17 protein-coding genes are annotated in these 14,247 nt (G+C 71.5%); 10 read left to right on the top strand and 7 right to left on the bottom strand.

Translation table 11 applies throughout. The features are described from left to right. Nucleotide 1 precedes the first annotated feature (1 nt). On the top strand, nt 2-1,198 hold the full coding sequence (locus AB0I54_RS02715) for a histidine kinase (RefSeq protein WP_363294360.1): 1,197 nt from the start codon (nt 2-4) through the stop codon (nt 1,196-1,198). Next, nucleotides 1,195-1,809, top strand: a complete 615-nt coding sequence (locus AB0I54_RS02720) for a response regulator transcription factor (RefSeq protein WP_363294036.1) — start codon at nt 1,195-1,197, stop codon at nt 1,807-1,809. The genes AB0I54_RS02715 and AB0I54_RS02720 overlap by 4 nt, the downstream gene beginning before the upstream one ends. 27 nt (nt 1,810-1,836) lie before the next feature. Here AB0I54_RS02720 and AB0I54_RS02725 read toward each other — a convergent pair whose 3' ends face one another. Next, nucleotides 1,837-2,688 carry a transglutaminase-like domain-containing protein gene (locus tag AB0I54_RS02725; RefSeq protein WP_363294037.1) on the bottom strand — a complete coding sequence of 284 codons (852 nt, stop codon included), beginning with the start codon at nt 2,686-2,688 and terminating at the stop codon, nt 1,837-1,839. A gap of 78 nt (nt 2,689-2,766) precedes the next feature. Then, nucleotides 2,767-3,780 (bottom strand): GNAT family N-acetyltransferase, encoded by a 1,014-nt coding sequence (locus AB0I54_RS02730; protein ID WP_363294038.1) that lies wholly within the window; start codon nt 3,778-3,780, stop codon nt 2,767-2,769. Nucleotides 3,781-3,920: 140 nt separating this feature from the next. Here AB0I54_RS02730 and fdxA point away from each other — a divergent pair, with 140 nt between their 5' ends. Both fdxA and AB0I54_RS02740 read left to right on the top strand, forming a co-directional pair. Continuing rightward, nucleotides 3,921-4,241 carry a ferredoxin gene (gene fdxA, locus AB0I54_RS02735; protein ID WP_263212261.1) on the top strand — a complete coding sequence of 107 codons (321 nt, stop codon included), beginning with the start codon at nt 3,921-3,923 and terminating at the stop codon, nt 4,239-4,241. A 123-nt stretch (nt 4,242-4,364) separates the two neighbouring features. After that, nucleotides 4,365-5,462, top strand: a complete 1,098-nt coding sequence (locus tag AB0I54_RS02740; protein ID WP_363294039.1) for a bifunctional succinyldiaminopimelate transaminase/glutamate-prephenate aminotransferase — start codon at nt 4,365-4,367, stop codon at nt 5,460-5,462. Between the two features lie 135 nt (nt 5,463-5,597). Here AB0I54_RS02740 and AB0I54_RS02745 read toward each other — a convergent pair whose 3' ends face one another. Both AB0I54_RS02745 and AB0I54_RS02750 read right to left on the bottom strand, forming a co-directional pair. After that, complete coding sequence (locus AB0I54_RS02745; RefSeq protein WP_363294040.1) at nt 5,598-6,044, bottom strand: ATP-binding protein; 447 nt, start codon at nt 6,042-6,044, stop codon at nt 5,598-5,600. Between the two features lie 311 nt (nt 6,045-6,355). Then, nucleotides 6,356-7,354 carry a heavy metal transporter gene (locus AB0I54_RS02750; protein ID WP_363294041.1) on the bottom strand — a complete coding sequence of 333 codons (999 nt, stop codon included), beginning with the start codon at nt 7,352-7,354 and terminating at the stop codon, nt 6,356-6,358. A 93-nt stretch (nt 7,355-7,447) separates the two neighbouring features. On the opposite strand from AB0I54_RS02750, the gene dapE reads away from it, so the two are divergent. From dapE to AB0I54_RS02765, 3 genes are all read left to right on the top strand, one after another. Further along, nucleotides 7,448-8,527, top strand: coding sequence for a succinyl-diaminopimelate desuccinylase (dapE, locus tag AB0I54_RS02755; RefSeq protein WP_363294042.1), 1,080 nt, complete (start codon nt 7,448-7,450; stop codon nt 8,525-8,527). A 114-nt stretch (nt 8,528-8,641) separates the two neighbouring features. Next, nucleotides 8,642-9,400 (top strand): TIGR00730 family Rossman fold protein, encoded by a 759-nt coding sequence (locus AB0I54_RS02760; RefSeq protein ID WP_363294043.1) that lies wholly within the window; start codon nt 8,642-8,644, stop codon nt 9,398-9,400. A gap of 15 nt (nt 9,401-9,415) precedes the next feature. Continuing rightward, nucleotides 9,416-9,682: a type II toxin-antitoxin system prevent-host-death family antitoxin gene (locus tag AB0I54_RS02765; RefSeq protein ID WP_363294044.1), complete on the top strand. Its 267-nt coding sequence runs from the start codon at nt 9,416-9,418 to the stop codon at nt 9,680-9,682. 189 nt (nt 9,683-9,871) lie between these two features. Here the strand turns inward: AB0I54_RS02765 and folP are convergent, their stop codons facing one another. Next, nucleotides 9,872-10,732 carry a dihydropteroate synthase gene (folP, locus tag AB0I54_RS02770; RefSeq protein WP_363294045.1) on the bottom strand — a complete coding sequence of 287 codons (861 nt, stop codon included), beginning with the start codon at nt 10,730-10,732 and terminating at the stop codon, nt 9,872-9,874. 137 nt (nt 10,733-10,869) lie between these two features. Between folP and AB0I54_RS02775 the strand changes: the two genes are divergently transcribed. Both AB0I54_RS02775 and AB0I54_RS02780 read left to right on the top strand, forming a co-directional pair. Continuing rightward, on the top strand, nt 10,870-11,226 hold the full coding sequence (locus AB0I54_RS02775) for a DivIVA domain-containing protein (protein WP_363294046.1): 357 nt from the start codon (nt 10,870-10,872) through the stop codon (nt 11,224-11,226). Further along, the gene (locus AB0I54_RS02780; RefSeq protein ID WP_363294047.1) at nt 11,223-11,807 is read left to right on the top strand and encodes a DNA-3-methyladenine glycosylase I; all 585 of its coding nucleotides are present in this window, start codon (nt 11,223-11,225) and stop codon (nt 11,805-11,807) included. Before AB0I54_RS02775 ends, AB0I54_RS02780 begins: the two co-directional genes overlap by 4 nt. 71 nt (nt 11,808-11,878) lie before the next feature. On the opposite strand, the gene AB0I54_RS02785 is transcribed toward AB0I54_RS02780, so the two are convergent. Next, nucleotides 11,879-12,682 (bottom strand): enoyl-CoA hydratase-related protein, encoded by an 804-nt coding sequence (locus tag AB0I54_RS02785; protein WP_363294048.1) that lies wholly within the window; start codon nt 12,680-12,682, stop codon nt 11,879-11,881. A 372-nt stretch (nt 12,683-13,054) separates the two neighbouring features. On the opposite strand from AB0I54_RS02785, the gene AB0I54_RS02790 reads away from it, so the two are divergent. Beyond that, a complete protein-coding gene (locus AB0I54_RS02790) occupies nt 13,055-13,222 on the top strand; it encodes a DUF3117 domain-containing protein (RefSeq protein WP_018544333.1) in 168 nt (55 codons plus the stop codon). Nucleotides 13,223-13,336: 114 nt separating this feature from the next. On the opposite strand, the gene AB0I54_RS02795 is transcribed toward AB0I54_RS02790, so the two are convergent. Further along, the gene (locus tag AB0I54_RS02795; protein WP_363294361.1) at nt 13,337-14,035 is read right to left on the bottom strand and encodes an O-methyltransferase; all 699 of its coding nucleotides are present in this window, start codon (nt 14,033-14,035) and stop codon (nt 13,337-13,339) included. Nucleotides 14,036-14,247 lie beyond the last annotated feature (212 nt).

Genomic DNA, 14,247 nt, shown 5'->3' on the forward strand with positions numbered 1-14,247 from the left:
CATGACGGAAGACCCGCTGACCGAGGAAGCCCGCCGGGAGCAGCTGATCCCCCTGGGACAGTCCCCCCGCAGCCGGCGCGACCTGTTCCTGCGCAAGATGCTGTGGATCGGCGTCTGGCTGGTCTTCCTCAGCGCCCCGGTCGACGACCTCGTCTCCGGGAGCCACACCACCGGGGCGACCGTGGCCGGGTGGGTGGGCCTGGCGGTCTTCGTCGGGGTCTATCTGACCCTGGTCTTCCGGGACATGGGCAGCCCGGCCACCCCGAGGCGGGTCGGCGCCCTGATCGCCGTCCTCGGGGTCCTCGCGACCCTGCTGTCCTTCACGCTCGGCGCGCCCTGGCTCGCCCTGTACTGCTACGTCTCCGTCGCCTGCGGGGCCACCCTCCCGCTGCGGGCCGCCTGCTGGGCGATCCCGGGGACGGCGGGCGTGCTGCTGCTGGTCGGCCTGCACGTCGGCGAGCAGCACGCCCTGGACCTGCTGATCCTGGTGTTCCTCATCGGATTCGCCATGACCGGGGTCGTCCAACTGGTCCGTACGACCATCGAGTTGCGCAAGGCCCGCGCCACCGTCGCCCAACTCGCCGCCAACGAGGAGCGGCTGCGCCTGGCCCGGGACCTGCACGACCTGCTCGGCCACTCGCTCTCCCTCATCACGCTGAAGAGCGAACTGGCCGGCCGGATGCTCCCCGACCACCCCGACAAGGCGGCGCAGCAGGTCGCCGACATCGAACAGGTAAGCCGGCAGGCCCTGGTCGACGTGCGCGAGGCGGTCACCGGCTACCGGCGTCCCCGGCTGGCCGCCGAACTCGCCGGTGCCCAGGTCGCCCTGACCGCCGCCGGGGTCACCGCCCAGGTGCCCGCCGAACCGGTCCTCGACGGCGTCCCCGAGGAGGGCGAGTCCGCCCTCGCCTGGGCGCTGCGCGAGGCGGTCACCAACGTCGTACGGCACAGCGGCGCCGGACGCTGCACGGTGGAGCTCCTCGGACGCCAGACGCTGGACGGCCCGGTCCTCGAACTCTCCGTCGAGGACGATGGATCGGGCGGCTCCGGCAAGGGTCCCGGCAATGGTCTGACCGGTCTGACCGAGCGCCTCGAGAAGGTCGGCGGCACGCTGGAGGCGGGCCGGGTCAGGCATGGGTTCCGGCTGGTCGCCCGTGTGCCCACGGCCAGTGGGGTGGACGTAGTATCCGGGGCATGAGCAGCACGATCAAGGTTCTCCTCGCCGAGGACCAGTCGATGGTCCGCGAGGCGCTGGCCGCCCTGCTCGGCCTTGAGGAAGACATCGAGGTCGTGGCCCAGGTCTCGCGCGGCGACGAGGTGTCGGCGGCCGCCCGGGAGCACGGTGTGGACGTCGCCCTGCTCGACATCGAGATGCCGGGCTGCACGGGAATCGAGGCCGCGGCCCGGCTCCACAAGGAACTTCCCGCGGTCAAGCTGGTCGTCCTCACCACCTTCGGCCGCCCCGGCTATCTGCGCAGCGCCATGGAGGCGGGCGCCGACGCCTTCCTGGTCAAGGACGCCCCGGCCGCCCAACTCGCCGAGGCCGTCCGCAAGGTGCTGGCCGGCGAGCGGGTCATCGACCCCACGCTCGCCGCGGCCGCCCTGGCCGAGGGCGCCAACCCCCTCACCGACCGCGAACGCGAGGTGCTGCGCGCCGCGGCCGACGGCTCCACCAACGCCGAACTGGCGGCGGCCCTGCACCTGTCCCAGGGCACGGTCCGCAACTACCTCTCGACGGCGATCCAGAAGCTGGCCGTGCGGAACAGGGCGGAGGCGGTACGGATCGCACGGGAGAAGGGCTGGCTGTAACCCGCTGGAACACCTCCCTGGTCGCCCCTAGTTGAGCATGGAGCGCGCCGTGTGCGCCTGACGTCGTACCCGCTGTGCGGTCGGTTCGTCCACCCCGGCCACCACCTCCGCGTACGCCTCCAGTTCCGCCGCTCCGGCCAGGAACTCGCCGCGCTGCACGAGCAGTTGCGCCCGCTCGTAGCGCAGCCGCGCCGGATGCGAGGGCAGCAGCAACGACAGCTCCACCCCCCACAGGGCCACGTCCGACCGCTCCGGCCGGGCCGCGGCCCACGCCCGGATGTTGTTCAGGATCCGCACGACGACATCCAGCGGATCCGCGGGCACCAGCATGCCCGGGTCCAGCGGAGCCCCCGTCGCCCCGACGACGAGCAGTTCGGCGTCCGTCCCCGTGAGCACCCGGCCCCCGTCGAAGGGATCGGCGAGCACCTGCTCCCCGGCCGCCCCGAACCCGACCACGAAGTGCCCCGGCAGCGCGACCCCGTACACCGGCGCGCCCGCCCGTCGCGCCACCTCCATCCACACCACCGACAGCAGGATCGGCAACCCGCGCCGCCGCCGCAGCACCTCGTGCAGCAGCGAGGACTCCAGCCGGCGGTAGTCCGCGGCGGAGCCGTGGAACTCGCAGCGGACGCCGAGCAGGTGGTGCAGCGCCGTCGCCCAGGCCAGGGGCCCGCCGGGCCGGTACGGCAGCTGTCCCGCCAGCCGGTCCAGCTCCATCTGCGCGGCGTCCATGCCCGCCTCGTCGAGCGAGCCGTCGGCCTCCGCGCCGAGCAGCAGACACAGCGCCGAGAGGTCGGGCCGTTCGGACCGTGCCTCCTCGGCGAACCGGTGCCGCACCTCGGCCGACCGCTCCGGCGATGGGGGATAAGGGGGACGCATAGCTGGCTCGTGCCCTTTCACGGTGATCCGTACCACCGATCGACGATGATCCGTCCTACCGACCGGCGATGATCCATATCACCGGCCGGCGCCGGAGGCACCCGGCTCCCGGTAGTGGTGATACGCGTGATGCGCGGCGAAGCCCATGGCGGCGTACAGCGCCCGGGCCGCCTCGTTGTCATCCTCGACCTGCAGCCAGGCGGCCGAGGCCCCCTCGGCCAGGGCCTGGCGGGCGAGAGCGGCCATCACGGCACTGCCCAGGCCGCGTCTGCGCTGCTCCGGGGCCACCTCGACGGCCGCGAAGCCCGCCCACCGGCCGTCCACGACACACCGCCCGATCGCGGCCGGCGCGCCCCCGGCCTCACCCGGGACGGTCGCGAACCACACCGACGGCCCGCTGCCCAGCACCTTCAGGGCCACCTCGCTCACCCCCTTGCGCTGATACCGGTCCAGCCATGCCTCGTCCGCCGCCCGGGCCAGCACCACCTGGGCGCCTTCGTCCCGGTCGGCCACCGGCGCCAGGGCGCCGATCCACAGCTCGGCGGTCACCTCGCGCACCCAGCCGCGCCGCTCCAGCTCCGCGCACAGCAGCTCCTGCGTGCCCTCGGCGCCGGTCGCGGTCTGGATGTACGCGGGCAGGCCGCGCTCGCCGTACCAGCGTCGTACGGCCTCCAGCGCCGCGTCGAGCGGAAGGCCGGGGTCGCCGAGCGGAAGCACACTGTTGGCCCGCCGCGTGAACCCCTCGGCGGCGCGCAGTTCCCACTCGCCCAGCCGCTCGCTCTCCACCGGCCGCCAGGCCCGCGAGGCGATGCGCGCGAGCTCCTCGTAGGAGGCGGCGGGACCCCGCCGACGCGCCGGGGCGGCCGGTACGACCTTGCCCGCGACCAGCGAGGATTCCGGAATCCGGACGGTCTCCCCGTTCTTTCGTGTGATCAGCAGCACACCCTTGTCCCATGATGTGAGAACACCCACCGTGTCGGTGAACTTCTCACCCCGTGTTCCAGGTTCGCTCAAGCGCCGTACGGAGACTCGTTTACCCACGTCAGCAGCGGTGATACGGACCTCGAGTCGCCCAGCGGCAGAGATTTCCACAGGTCGGTTCACCCCTCCTGTTCGGATCATGCCCAAGAACGGAGATACTAGGGGCGGGCATCGACGACGCCGCGCTCCCGCGCGCCAGGCGGCGGAGCCTACGGAGGCCCGCCAGCGCCCAATCGAGGAGGAACGACAGCGTGACCTACGTCATCGCGCAGCCTTGTGTCGACGTGAAGGACAAGGCGTGCATCGAGGAGTGCCCGGTCGACTGCATCTACGAGGGCCAGCGGTCCTTGTACATCCACCCGGACGAATGCGTCGACTGTGGTGCCTGTGAGCCGGTCTGCCCGGTCGAGGCAATCTTCTACGAGGACGACACTCCGGAGGAGTGGAAGGACTACTACAAGGCCAACGTCGAGTTCTTCGACGAGCTCGGCTCTCCCGGTGGCGCCAGCAAGCTGGGCCTGATCGAGCGCGACCACCCCCTCATCGCCGCGCTCCCGCCGCAGGCCGAGTAATCCGCAGGCGGCCGGCAGCAGCCCGCAGCGCGCCGCCTCGGTCCCGTACGGCCCGATCGCCTTGATCATCGCCGTACGGGACCGAGGCGTTTGCCGTTACCGACGAAAGTGAGCCAGAACATCGTGTCCGCAGTCTCCGACCGTCTGCCCACCTTTCCCTGGGACAAGCTGGAGCCGTACAAGAAGACGGCCGCGGCGCACCCGGACGGCATCGTCGACCTGTCCGTCGGCACCCCGGTCGACCCGGTCCCCGAGCTGATCCAGAAGGCCCTGATCGCCGCCGCCGACTCGCCGGGCTATCCGACCGTCTGGGGCACGCCGGCGCTGCGCGACGCGATCACGGGCTGGCTGGAGCGCCGGCTGGGCGCCCGTGAGGTCACCCACCGCCATGTCCTGCCGATCGTCGGCTCCAAGGAACTGGTGGCCTGGCTCCCCACCCAGCTGGGCCTCGGCCCCGGCGACCGGGTCGCGTACCCCCGTCTGGCCTACCCGACCTACGAGGTCGGCGCCCGTCTGGCCCGCGCCGACTACGAGGTCTACGACGACCCGACCGAGCTCGACCCCACGAACCTGAAGCTCCTCTGGCTGAACTCGCCGTCCAACCCCACGGGCAGGGTGCTGGGCCAGGAGGAGCTCACCCGGATCGTCGCCTGGGCCCGCGAGCACGGCGTCCTGCTCTTCTCCGACGAGTGCTACCTGGAGCTGGGCTGGGAGGCCGACCCGGTCTCGGTCCTGCACCCGGACGTCAACGGCGGCTCGTACGAGGGCATCGTCTCGGTCCACTCCCTCTCCAAGCGGTCCAACCTGGCGGGCTACCGCGCGGCCTTCCTGGCCGGCGACCCGGCCGTCCTGGGCCCCCTCCTGGAGATCCGCAAGCACGGCGGCATGATGACCTCGGCGCCCACGCAGGCGGCGGTCGTCGCGGCCCTGTCCGACGACATCCACGTCCGCGAGCAGCGCGAACGCTACGCCGCCCGGCGCACCGCCCTGCGCGACGCCCTGCTGGCCCACGGCTTCCGCATCGAGCACAGCGAGGCCAGCCTGTACCTCTGGGCCACCCGTGACGAGTCCTGCTGGGACACGGTGGCCCATCTGGCCGAGCGGGGCATCCTGGTCGCCCCCGGCGACTTCTACGGCACGGCGGGCGAGAAGTTCGTCCGCGTGGCCATGACGGCGACGGACGAGCGCGTGGCGGCCGCGGTGGCGCGCCTGGCGGGCTAGCTCGGCCCGGACAGCGCACCGTTCGTCACAGCACAGCACAGCACAGCACAGCACTGCACCTGCACAGCACTGCACAGCGCGAAGGGGTCCAGGGAGAGTTCCCTGGACCCCTTCGCGCTGTCGAGACCGAGATGCCTAGCCGAGCGGCAGGCCGCTCATCGGCAGCGTGGACGTCGGCAGCCCGCCCTTGGTGAGGGAGTCCGTGGGCAGCCCGCCCTTGGTCGCCGTCCCGGCCGTGGCGCCGAGGACCTGCCCGGCGGATCCGGCCGCGTCCCCCGCGGCCTTCTGTGCCGCGGGCGCCGCCTTCTGCACGGCCTTGCCGCCGGCCTTGCCCGCGGCCGGCACCGCCTTCTTGACCGCCTGGCCGCCCGCGTCGCCCGCGAGCCCGGTGACGTGCTGCGTGGCACCGTCGACCGTGTTGCCGACCTGAGCCCCGTCCAGTGCGGTCAGGCCGCCGAGGTTCGGAGTGGCCGGCAGATCGGGGGCAGCGCTCGCGGAGCCGGCCGCACCGACCCCGGCTGCCGCTCCCGCTGCGACGAGCAGCGCGGCACGGGCGATCCTGCGGGTCAGGGGGAGGGACATGATGCTCCATTCGACGGGAGGGAACGTTGAAGTGTCCGACCGTGTCCGGCAGTTGATCTCCGGGCTCGGACGCAGTGACTACCGCTCGAAGCCCACGAAGGTTGCGGAGCCCAAAGGTAAAGAGTTGGCAACGCATCGCATTATCTGCTGTGGATAAAAACGGGCAAAAGTCACCCGCCGTATGACTTCGCAGAATCCTTACGGCCCTTTGTTTCCAAGGGCGTTTACGACCAGGAGGGTGACCGCACGAAAACCTGCGCACACCGCCGCGTCATCACCCGCAGGGTGACCCCCGCGAGTGAACCCCCGTACTACTGCCCGGTCACGATCCGAACGGACCCCGCCGACTTCTCCGCACCCGCGGCACCCGTCGTGCCGGCCGTGCGCCACTGGCTGTCCGTGCTCCCGGCGGCCCACACGCGCCCCGCGTACGAGACCCGTGCGATGTGCAGCGCCGAGGAGTTGGCCACCGCCCAGTGGGCCAGCTGCCAGCCCCGCTCCCGCTCGCTGCGCCCGCTCCGGTCGGTCCTCGCGCCCTCCGGCACCGGCACGGTCACGGTCCTGCCCTGCGCCTCGGCGGTCACGCTCGGGGACGGACTCGCCTCCGCCGCACCGCTCACCTCGGCGCCGGCCTCCTGGAGCGCGTCGCGCCCGAAGTCCCGTACCAGCGCGGCCCGTACGGCGTCCGGACCCGTCGCCGCCGCCTCGGCAGAGGTGCCCGTCGCGGGGCGCCCCTGGCAGGTCAGCGTGGCCGCCGCCTGTCCGGTCAGGGCCGCGGCGAGCAGCTTGGCGTCCGGCTCGTGCTTGGCGTACGCCTCCGGGAAGCCGCTGCGCTGCACGCGCTGCGCGGCCACCGTGAGCGGGAGTTGCCTGTAGTCGGGCACCTTGGCCAGGTGCTCGTAGAAGATGCCCGCCGAATAGGTCGGGTCCATGATCTGCTTCTCGGTGCCCCAGCCCTGCGAGGGGCGCTGCTGGAACAGGCCCAGCGAGTCACGGTCGCCGTGCTCGATGTTGCGCAGGCCCGACTCCTGCAGCGCGGTCGCCAGCGCGATGGTCACGGCGCGTTCGGGCATGCCGCGTCCGGTGCCGACGGCGGCGATCGTCGCCGCGTTCACCGCCTGCTCGGGCGTGAACTCGTAGGGGGTCTCGCCGCCTTCGGCCGAGACGACCTTGCAGCCCGGGGCTCTGGTGCCACCCGTGACGTACTGCACCACGAGATAGCCCGTGACGGCCAACAGGACGAAGAAGGCCGCGCTGAAACGGAAGAGGCGGCCGCGACGCTTGGGAGAAGTGGGGGACGGCTCTGGCACCCGTACAAGGTACTGGAGGCCTTCCGGGCCCGGGAGGCGGGTGGCGCCTGCGGTGCGGCCCGGCCGGACCGGGGGAGCGTTAGGGTCGTCACCATGGCCGACACCACGCTTGACCTGACGCTGGACGCCGCCGCGCTCACCGCGCGGCTGGTCGACTTCCCCTCGGAGAGCGGCACCGAGAAGCCCCTCGCCGACGCGATCGAGGCCGCCCTGCGCTCCTTGCCGCATCTGACGGTCGACCGGTACGGCAACAACGTCGTCGCCCGTACGCGGCTGGGCCGGGCGGAGCGGGTGATCCTGGCCGGCCACATCGACACGGTCCCGATCGCCGACAACGTCCCCTCGCGGCTCGACGAGGACGGCGTCCTGTGGGGCTGCGGCACCTGCGACATGAAGTCCGGCGTGGCCGTCCAGCTGCGCATCGCGGCCACGGTCCCCGCCCCGAACCGCGACCTGACCTTCGTCTTCTACGACAACGAGGAGGTCGCCGCCGACCTGAACGGCCTCAAGCACGTGGCCGAGGCGCACCCCGACTGGCTGACGGGCGACTTCGCGGTGCTGCTGGAGCCCTCCGACGGCCAGGTCGAGGGCGGCTGCCAGGGCACCCTGCGGGTGCTGCTGCGGACGCAGGGCGAGCGGGCCCACTCGGCGCGCGGCTGGATGGGCTCCAACGCGATCCACGCGGCGGCCCCGATCCTGGCCCGCCTGGCGGCGTACGAACCGCGCTACCCGGTGATCGACGGCCTGGAGTACCGCGAGGGCCTGAACGCGGTGCGCATTTCCGGCGGGGTGGCGGGCAACGTCATCCCCGACGAGTGCGTGGTGGCGGTCAACTTCCGTTATGCCCCGGACCGGTCCGAGGAGGAGGCGCTCGCGCACGTCCACGAGGTCTTCGCGGACTGCGGCGTGACGGAGTTCGTGGTGGACGACCACAGCGGCGGGGCGCTGCCGGGGCTGTCCCACCCGGCCGCGGCGGCCTTCATCGAGGCGGTCGGGGGCACTCCGCAGCCGAAGTACGGCTGGACGGACGTCTCCCGTTTCTCCGCCCTGGGCATCCCGGCGGTCAACTACGGCCCCGGAAACCCCCACTTGGCTCACAAAAGGGATGAAAGGGTTGAAATCGCCAAGATCCTGGCGGGCGAGGAGCGCCTGCGGGCCTGGCTGACGAGCTGAGACGCGTGGCGGGTGTGGGCCTGACGCTTCAATGCGGACATGCTCACGTCCCCCGCGCGTAACCAGGGTGGATCTACTCTTGCGTGGATACACCTGCACGCGGAGGGAGCGCACATGGCTACTGGCAACCCCGAGGGCAAGAAGCGCCCACCGGAGGAGCAGCGCCTGGGGCCGGTCCTCCGGCGGCGGGGCCAGGTCACCGCGAGCACGACGGACCAGCGCCTGCTGGACGCGGGCGGCCCGTCCGACTGGGTCCACACGGATCCCTGGCGGGTCCTGCGGATCCAGTCGGAGTTCATCGAGGGCTTCGGCACCCTGGCCGAACTCCCGCCCGCGATCAGCGTGTTCGGCTCGGCGCGCACTCCGGTGGACTCCTCGGAGTACGACGCCGGTGTGCGGCTCGGCCGCGGGCTGGTGGAGGCCGGCTGGGCGGTGATCACCGGCGGCGGTCCCGGCGCGATGGAGGCGGCCAACAAGGGCGCCTGCGAGGCGGGCGGCACCTCGGTCGGCCTCGGCATCGAGCTGCCCTTCGAGCAGGGCCTCAACCCCTACGTCGACATCGGCCTCAACTTCCGGTACTTCTTCGTCCGGAAGATGATGTTCGTGAAGTACGCGCAGGGCTTCGTGGTGCTCCCCGGCGGCCTGGGCACCCTGGACGAGCTCTTCGAGGCCCTCACCCTCGTGCAGACCCAGAAGGTCACGCGCTTCCCCATCGTGCTCTTCGGCACCGAGTACTGGGGCGGACTGGTCACCTGGCTGAGGAGCACCGTGATCTCCCAGGGCAAGGCCTCCGAAAAGGACCTGCTCCTCTTCCACGTCACGGACGACGTGGAGGAGGCGGTGGCACTGGTGTCGAAGGAAGCCGCGCGTTAGGCGCCGAGGTGATACATGTCTGCTACCTGTCCCACCGCCGAGGCGAGGGGCAAACTCGGCGAGCTTGCCCGCCGTGCTGCCCAGCATGAGCACATCACCTTGACCGACCGTGGCATCCCGACTGCCGTCCTCGTCTCTCCGGCGGAACTGGAAGACCTTGAGGATGCTCTGGCGCTGGCCCGCCTTGAGCGGGACCGCGCTCTGGGGCGCACCGAAGTCCCCGTCCCCCATGCGGAGGCTCGGCGGATACTCCTCGAAGCCGGAGGGAGGAGTACGGAGTGACCTGGGAGGTCCAGCGGAGCCGATGGCGCTCGACGAAGCCACCGGTTTCCTCAAGGACGACCCCACGGAGTGGACACGCTCCTCCAGGCGACCGATCAACTCGCCTAGGACCCCAGGCCTGAAGGTTCCAGGGCCTGGGGTACCCATCACAGTGAGCGGCAGCGGGGGGTCGGCGTCGGCGGGGAGCGTCTACGCCAACCCCCTGCGCGCGACCGTCGGCGGGCGGTGGCCCGCGATCGACGTCACCATGTCCAGGACCTGCTTCGTCTCCGCCACCTCGTGGACCCGGTACACCTGGGCGCCGAGCCACGCGGACACCGCGGTCGTCGCCAGTGTCCCCAACACCCGCTCCTTCACGGGCCGGTCCAGCGTCTCCCCGACGAAGTCCTTGTTGGACAGCGACACCAGCACCGGCCACCCCGTGGCCACCATCTCGTCCAGCCGCCGGGTCGCCTCAAGACTGTGCCGCGTGTTCTTCCCGAAGTCGTGACCGGGATCGATCAGCACCGACTCGCGGGGCACACCCAGCGCCACCGCACGCTCGGCCAGTCCCAGGGTCACCCGGAGGATGTCGGCCATGACGTCGTCGTACGTCACCCGGTGCGGCCGGGTCCGCGGCTCGGCGCCCCCCGCGTGCGTGCACACCAGCCCCACCCCGTACCGCGCCGCGACCTCGGCCAGCCCCGGATCCACCCCGCCCCAGGCGTCGTTCAGCAGGTCCGCCCCGGCCTCGCACACGGCCTCCCCGACCGTGGCCCGCCAGGTGTCCACGCTGATGATCACGTCGGGGAACCGCCGCCGTACCTCGGCCACGAAGCCGACCGTCCGCCGCGCCTCCTCCTCTGCGGTCACCTCGTCCCCGGGCCCGGCCTTCACCCCGCCGATGTCGATGATCGCGGCACCTTCGGCCACCGCCTGCTCCACGCGCGCGAGCGCCGGCTCGTCACGGAAGGTCGCCCCCTGGTCGTAGAAGGAGTCCGGGGTCCGGTTCACGATCGCCATGATCACCGGCTCGTGCGGCTCGAATTCCCGCCTGCCAAGCCTGAGCATCCCCTGTGACCTCTTCCAGTGAGTCGTGCTTGTGTTCCGCCCCGCGCCCGCCTGTGACCCTAACTGTCAGACTCGCATGGCACGATCGGAGCGAGAGACTTTAGAGACCGAGTACTACAGAGCGTGGGGACCCAGCGATGGTTATGTTCTTGTTCCTGGTCGTCGCGCTCGCCGTCGTGGTCGCCGCGGTGACACTCGCCGTGGTGGGCGGCGGCGAGGGCGCCACCGGCCCCCTGCCCGAGGTCGCGCCCGAGCGCCTCGACGACTCGCTGCCCCCGGACCGCCCCGTCGGCCGCGCGGACGTGGAGAGCCTCCGCTTCCCGCTCGCCCCCCGCGGCTACCGCATGGCGGACGTGGACGACGCCCTCGGCCGCCTCGGCGCCGAACTCGCCGAGCGGGACGCCCGTATCGCCCACCTGGAGTCCGCGCTCGCCGGTGCCCAGGCCGCCGCGCACGTCCGGCTGGACAAGCCCGCGCAGGAGGACCAGCGGTGAGCGACGGCACCGCCCTGGCCGGCCCCGACGGCACGCCGCGCTGCCCCTGGGCGCTGTCCACCGACGACTACGTGACGTACCACGACGAGGAGTGGGGCCGTCCCGTCCACGGCGACGACGCCCTCTACGAGCGCCTCAGCCTGGAGGCCTTCCAGTCGGGCCTGTCGTGGATCACGATCCTGCGCCGCCGCCCGGGTTTCCGCGCCGCTTTCGCCGACTTCAGGATCGAGAAGGTCGCCACCTTCACGGACGACGACCGCGAACGCCTCCTGGTGGACCCGGGCATCATCAGAAATCGCGCCAAGATCGACGCGACCCTCGGCAATGCGCGCGTGCTCGCGGAGTGGTCCTCGGGCGAGCTGGACAGCCTGATCTGGTCCCACGCCCCCGATCCGGCCGCCCGCCCGGCCCCGAGGACCCTCTCCGACGTCCCCGCGGTCACCCCGGAGTCCACGGCCCTGTCCAAGGCCCTCAAGAAGCGGGGCCTGCGCTTCATAGGCCCGACGACGGCCTACGCGCTGATGCAGGCGTGCGGACTGGTCAACGACCACCTGGAAGGCTGCGCACGCCGCAACGCGTAGACCGGCGGGTGAGCAACGCGTAGACCTGCGGGTGAGGAAGAGGCCGTCGGCCGTGGGCCGACGGCCGTCCGTCACCGGCCCAGATACTTCGGCTTCTCCTTGTTCACGAACGCCTGCACCGCGATCGCGTGGTCCTCGGACCTGCCCGCAAGGATCTGCAGCTCGTCCTCCTTGTCCAGCGTCTCGTCCAGGGAGTGCGCGAGCCCGAAGGCGATCGACTCCTTGAGCGCCGCGTACGCCACCGTCGGCCCGTCGGCCAATTTCCGGGCGACCTTCTCGGCCTCGGCCCGCAGCTCGGCGGCCGGCACGAGCCGGTTGGCGATGCCGAGCTCGTACGCGTCCTGCGCGCTGATGTTGCGCGGGAAGAGCAGCAGGTCCGCGGCGCGCGAGGCGCCCACGACCCGCGGCAGCGTCCAGGAGATCCCGGAGTCGGCGGTCAGCGCCACCCCGGCGAACGACGTGTTGAAGGCCGCGGTGTCCGCCACCACCCGGTAGTCCGCCGCCAGCGCGAAACCGAAGCCCGCCCCGGCCGCGACCCCGTTCACCGCCGCGACGACCGGCTTCGCGGCCCCCGCGAGGGCCCGCACGATCGGGTTGTAGTGCTCCTTCACCGTGGTCATCGTCTGCCCGGCCCCCGTCTCGCGGTCGGCCGCGAGCAGCCCGATGTGTTCCTTGAGGTCCTGGCCCACGCAGAACGCCCGGTCCCCGGCGGCGGTGAGCAGGATCGCCCGCACGGACCCGTCGCCCGCCGCCTCCTGTGCCGCGTCCCGCAGGGCGACCTTGGCCGCGATGTTCAGCGCGTTCATCGCCTCGGGGCGGTTCAGCGTGATCGTTGCGAGCCCGTCGGTCACCTCGTAGAGCACGGTGTCGGCCATGGCGCATCCCCTCTGCTGTGAACGGCTCTGACGTACCACTTGGTACGCCGATGTCTGAGGACAGCATGGCGGAGAACCCCGTCCACGGGCCGGACCCGACGTGTGACCTGCGTCAAAGAAATCCGCCACGGTTTTCGTCGGCCGACGTCCGTGCGGTGGCGCAGTATCGCAGTCACATCGCCGAATTGAGTGGTTTTGCTCGCGCGCGTTGCCCAAGCGATGCCGACTGATGTTGGTCATCGGGTCCTGAGATGCGGGATAATGGCTTGGAAGCAATGTGTTCGATGCCGGTGTCGCGTGTCCCACACGGATCGCGCGTGCCCTCCAGGGCCGTCGGCAGACGATGAGCTGGTTTCAGGAAGGGGAACGAGCATGGCGGCCATGAAGCCGCGGACGGGCGATGGCCCGCTCGAGGTGACCAAGGAGGGGCGGGGCATCGTCATGCGCGTTCCGCTCGAAGGCGGCGGTCGGCTCGTCGTCGAGCTGACCCCTGACGAGGCAGAGGCGCTCGGCGACGCCCTCAAGAAGGTCGTCGTCTGACGCGCCAGCGACCATACCCTTTCAGCTGCCCCGGCACCGTACGCGGTGCCGGGGCAGTTGCGTTCCCGGGCGCAGGTCCGCGTCCGTCGACCGCGCTGCCGTCCGAGCGGGCGGTCAGCGCTTGACGGCGCACAGCAGGCCGTCGCCCACCGGCAGCAGTGAGGGCACCAGCTCCTGGCTCTCGCGCACCGTGCGCAGCAGCTCGCGCAGTCGCAGCACCTCCGTGGGCTGCGGTCCCGAGTCGACCGTCCGGCCGTTACCGAAGACGCCCTCGAAGACCACCACGCCACCCGGCCGGAGCAGACGCAACGATTCAGCGAGATAGTCCAGGTACTCCAGGCGGTCGCCGTCGCAGAAGACGAGGTCGTAGCCGGCGTCCGCGAGCCGGGGCAGGACGTCCAGGGCGCGGCCGGGGATGAAGCGGGCCCGGTTGCTGGCGAAGCCGCAGGCGCGGATGGCCTGCCGGGCGAACTGCTGGTGCTCCGGCTCGGGATCCACGGTGGTCAGCACGCCGTCCGGCCGCATGCCGTGCAGCAGATGGATCCCCGACACCCCGCAGCCGGTGCCGATCTCCGCGACCGCCTTGGCGTCCACGGTGGCGGCGAGCAACCGCAGCGCGGCGCCCGCGCCGGGCGACACCGAGCGCAGGCCCGCCTCCCGGGCCCGGTCACGGGCCCAGCGAAGCGCGTCGTCCTCGGCGACAAAGGCGTCGGCGAACGCCCAGCTCGTCTGCCGGTTGCCGGTAATGACCCTCTCCTGTCCCCGTGGTTGCCTCGGCGTGACTGTATCCGTTGGCCCCGGGAACCCGCAGATGGGACCGGGCGTTTAAAGGGATGAGCGAGTGGTGGGGGGACCCGACGGGGGTAAGAGATGGACCAGGACGCCGAGCAAGTGCTGACGCAGCCGTATGAGCCGTATCAGCCCAGATCAAATTCTCGTAAAACCGCTTATCCGGAGCTAACGGGCGAGGTGGCTATGGTAGGGGCTCCACTGGACACCACCAGAGCCGACAGGGGAGGTGCGGC

The organism is Streptomyces sp. NPDC050625, assembly GCF_040654755.1.
GTDB lineage: Bacteria > Actinomycetota > Actinomycetes > Streptomycetales > Streptomycetaceae > Streptomyces.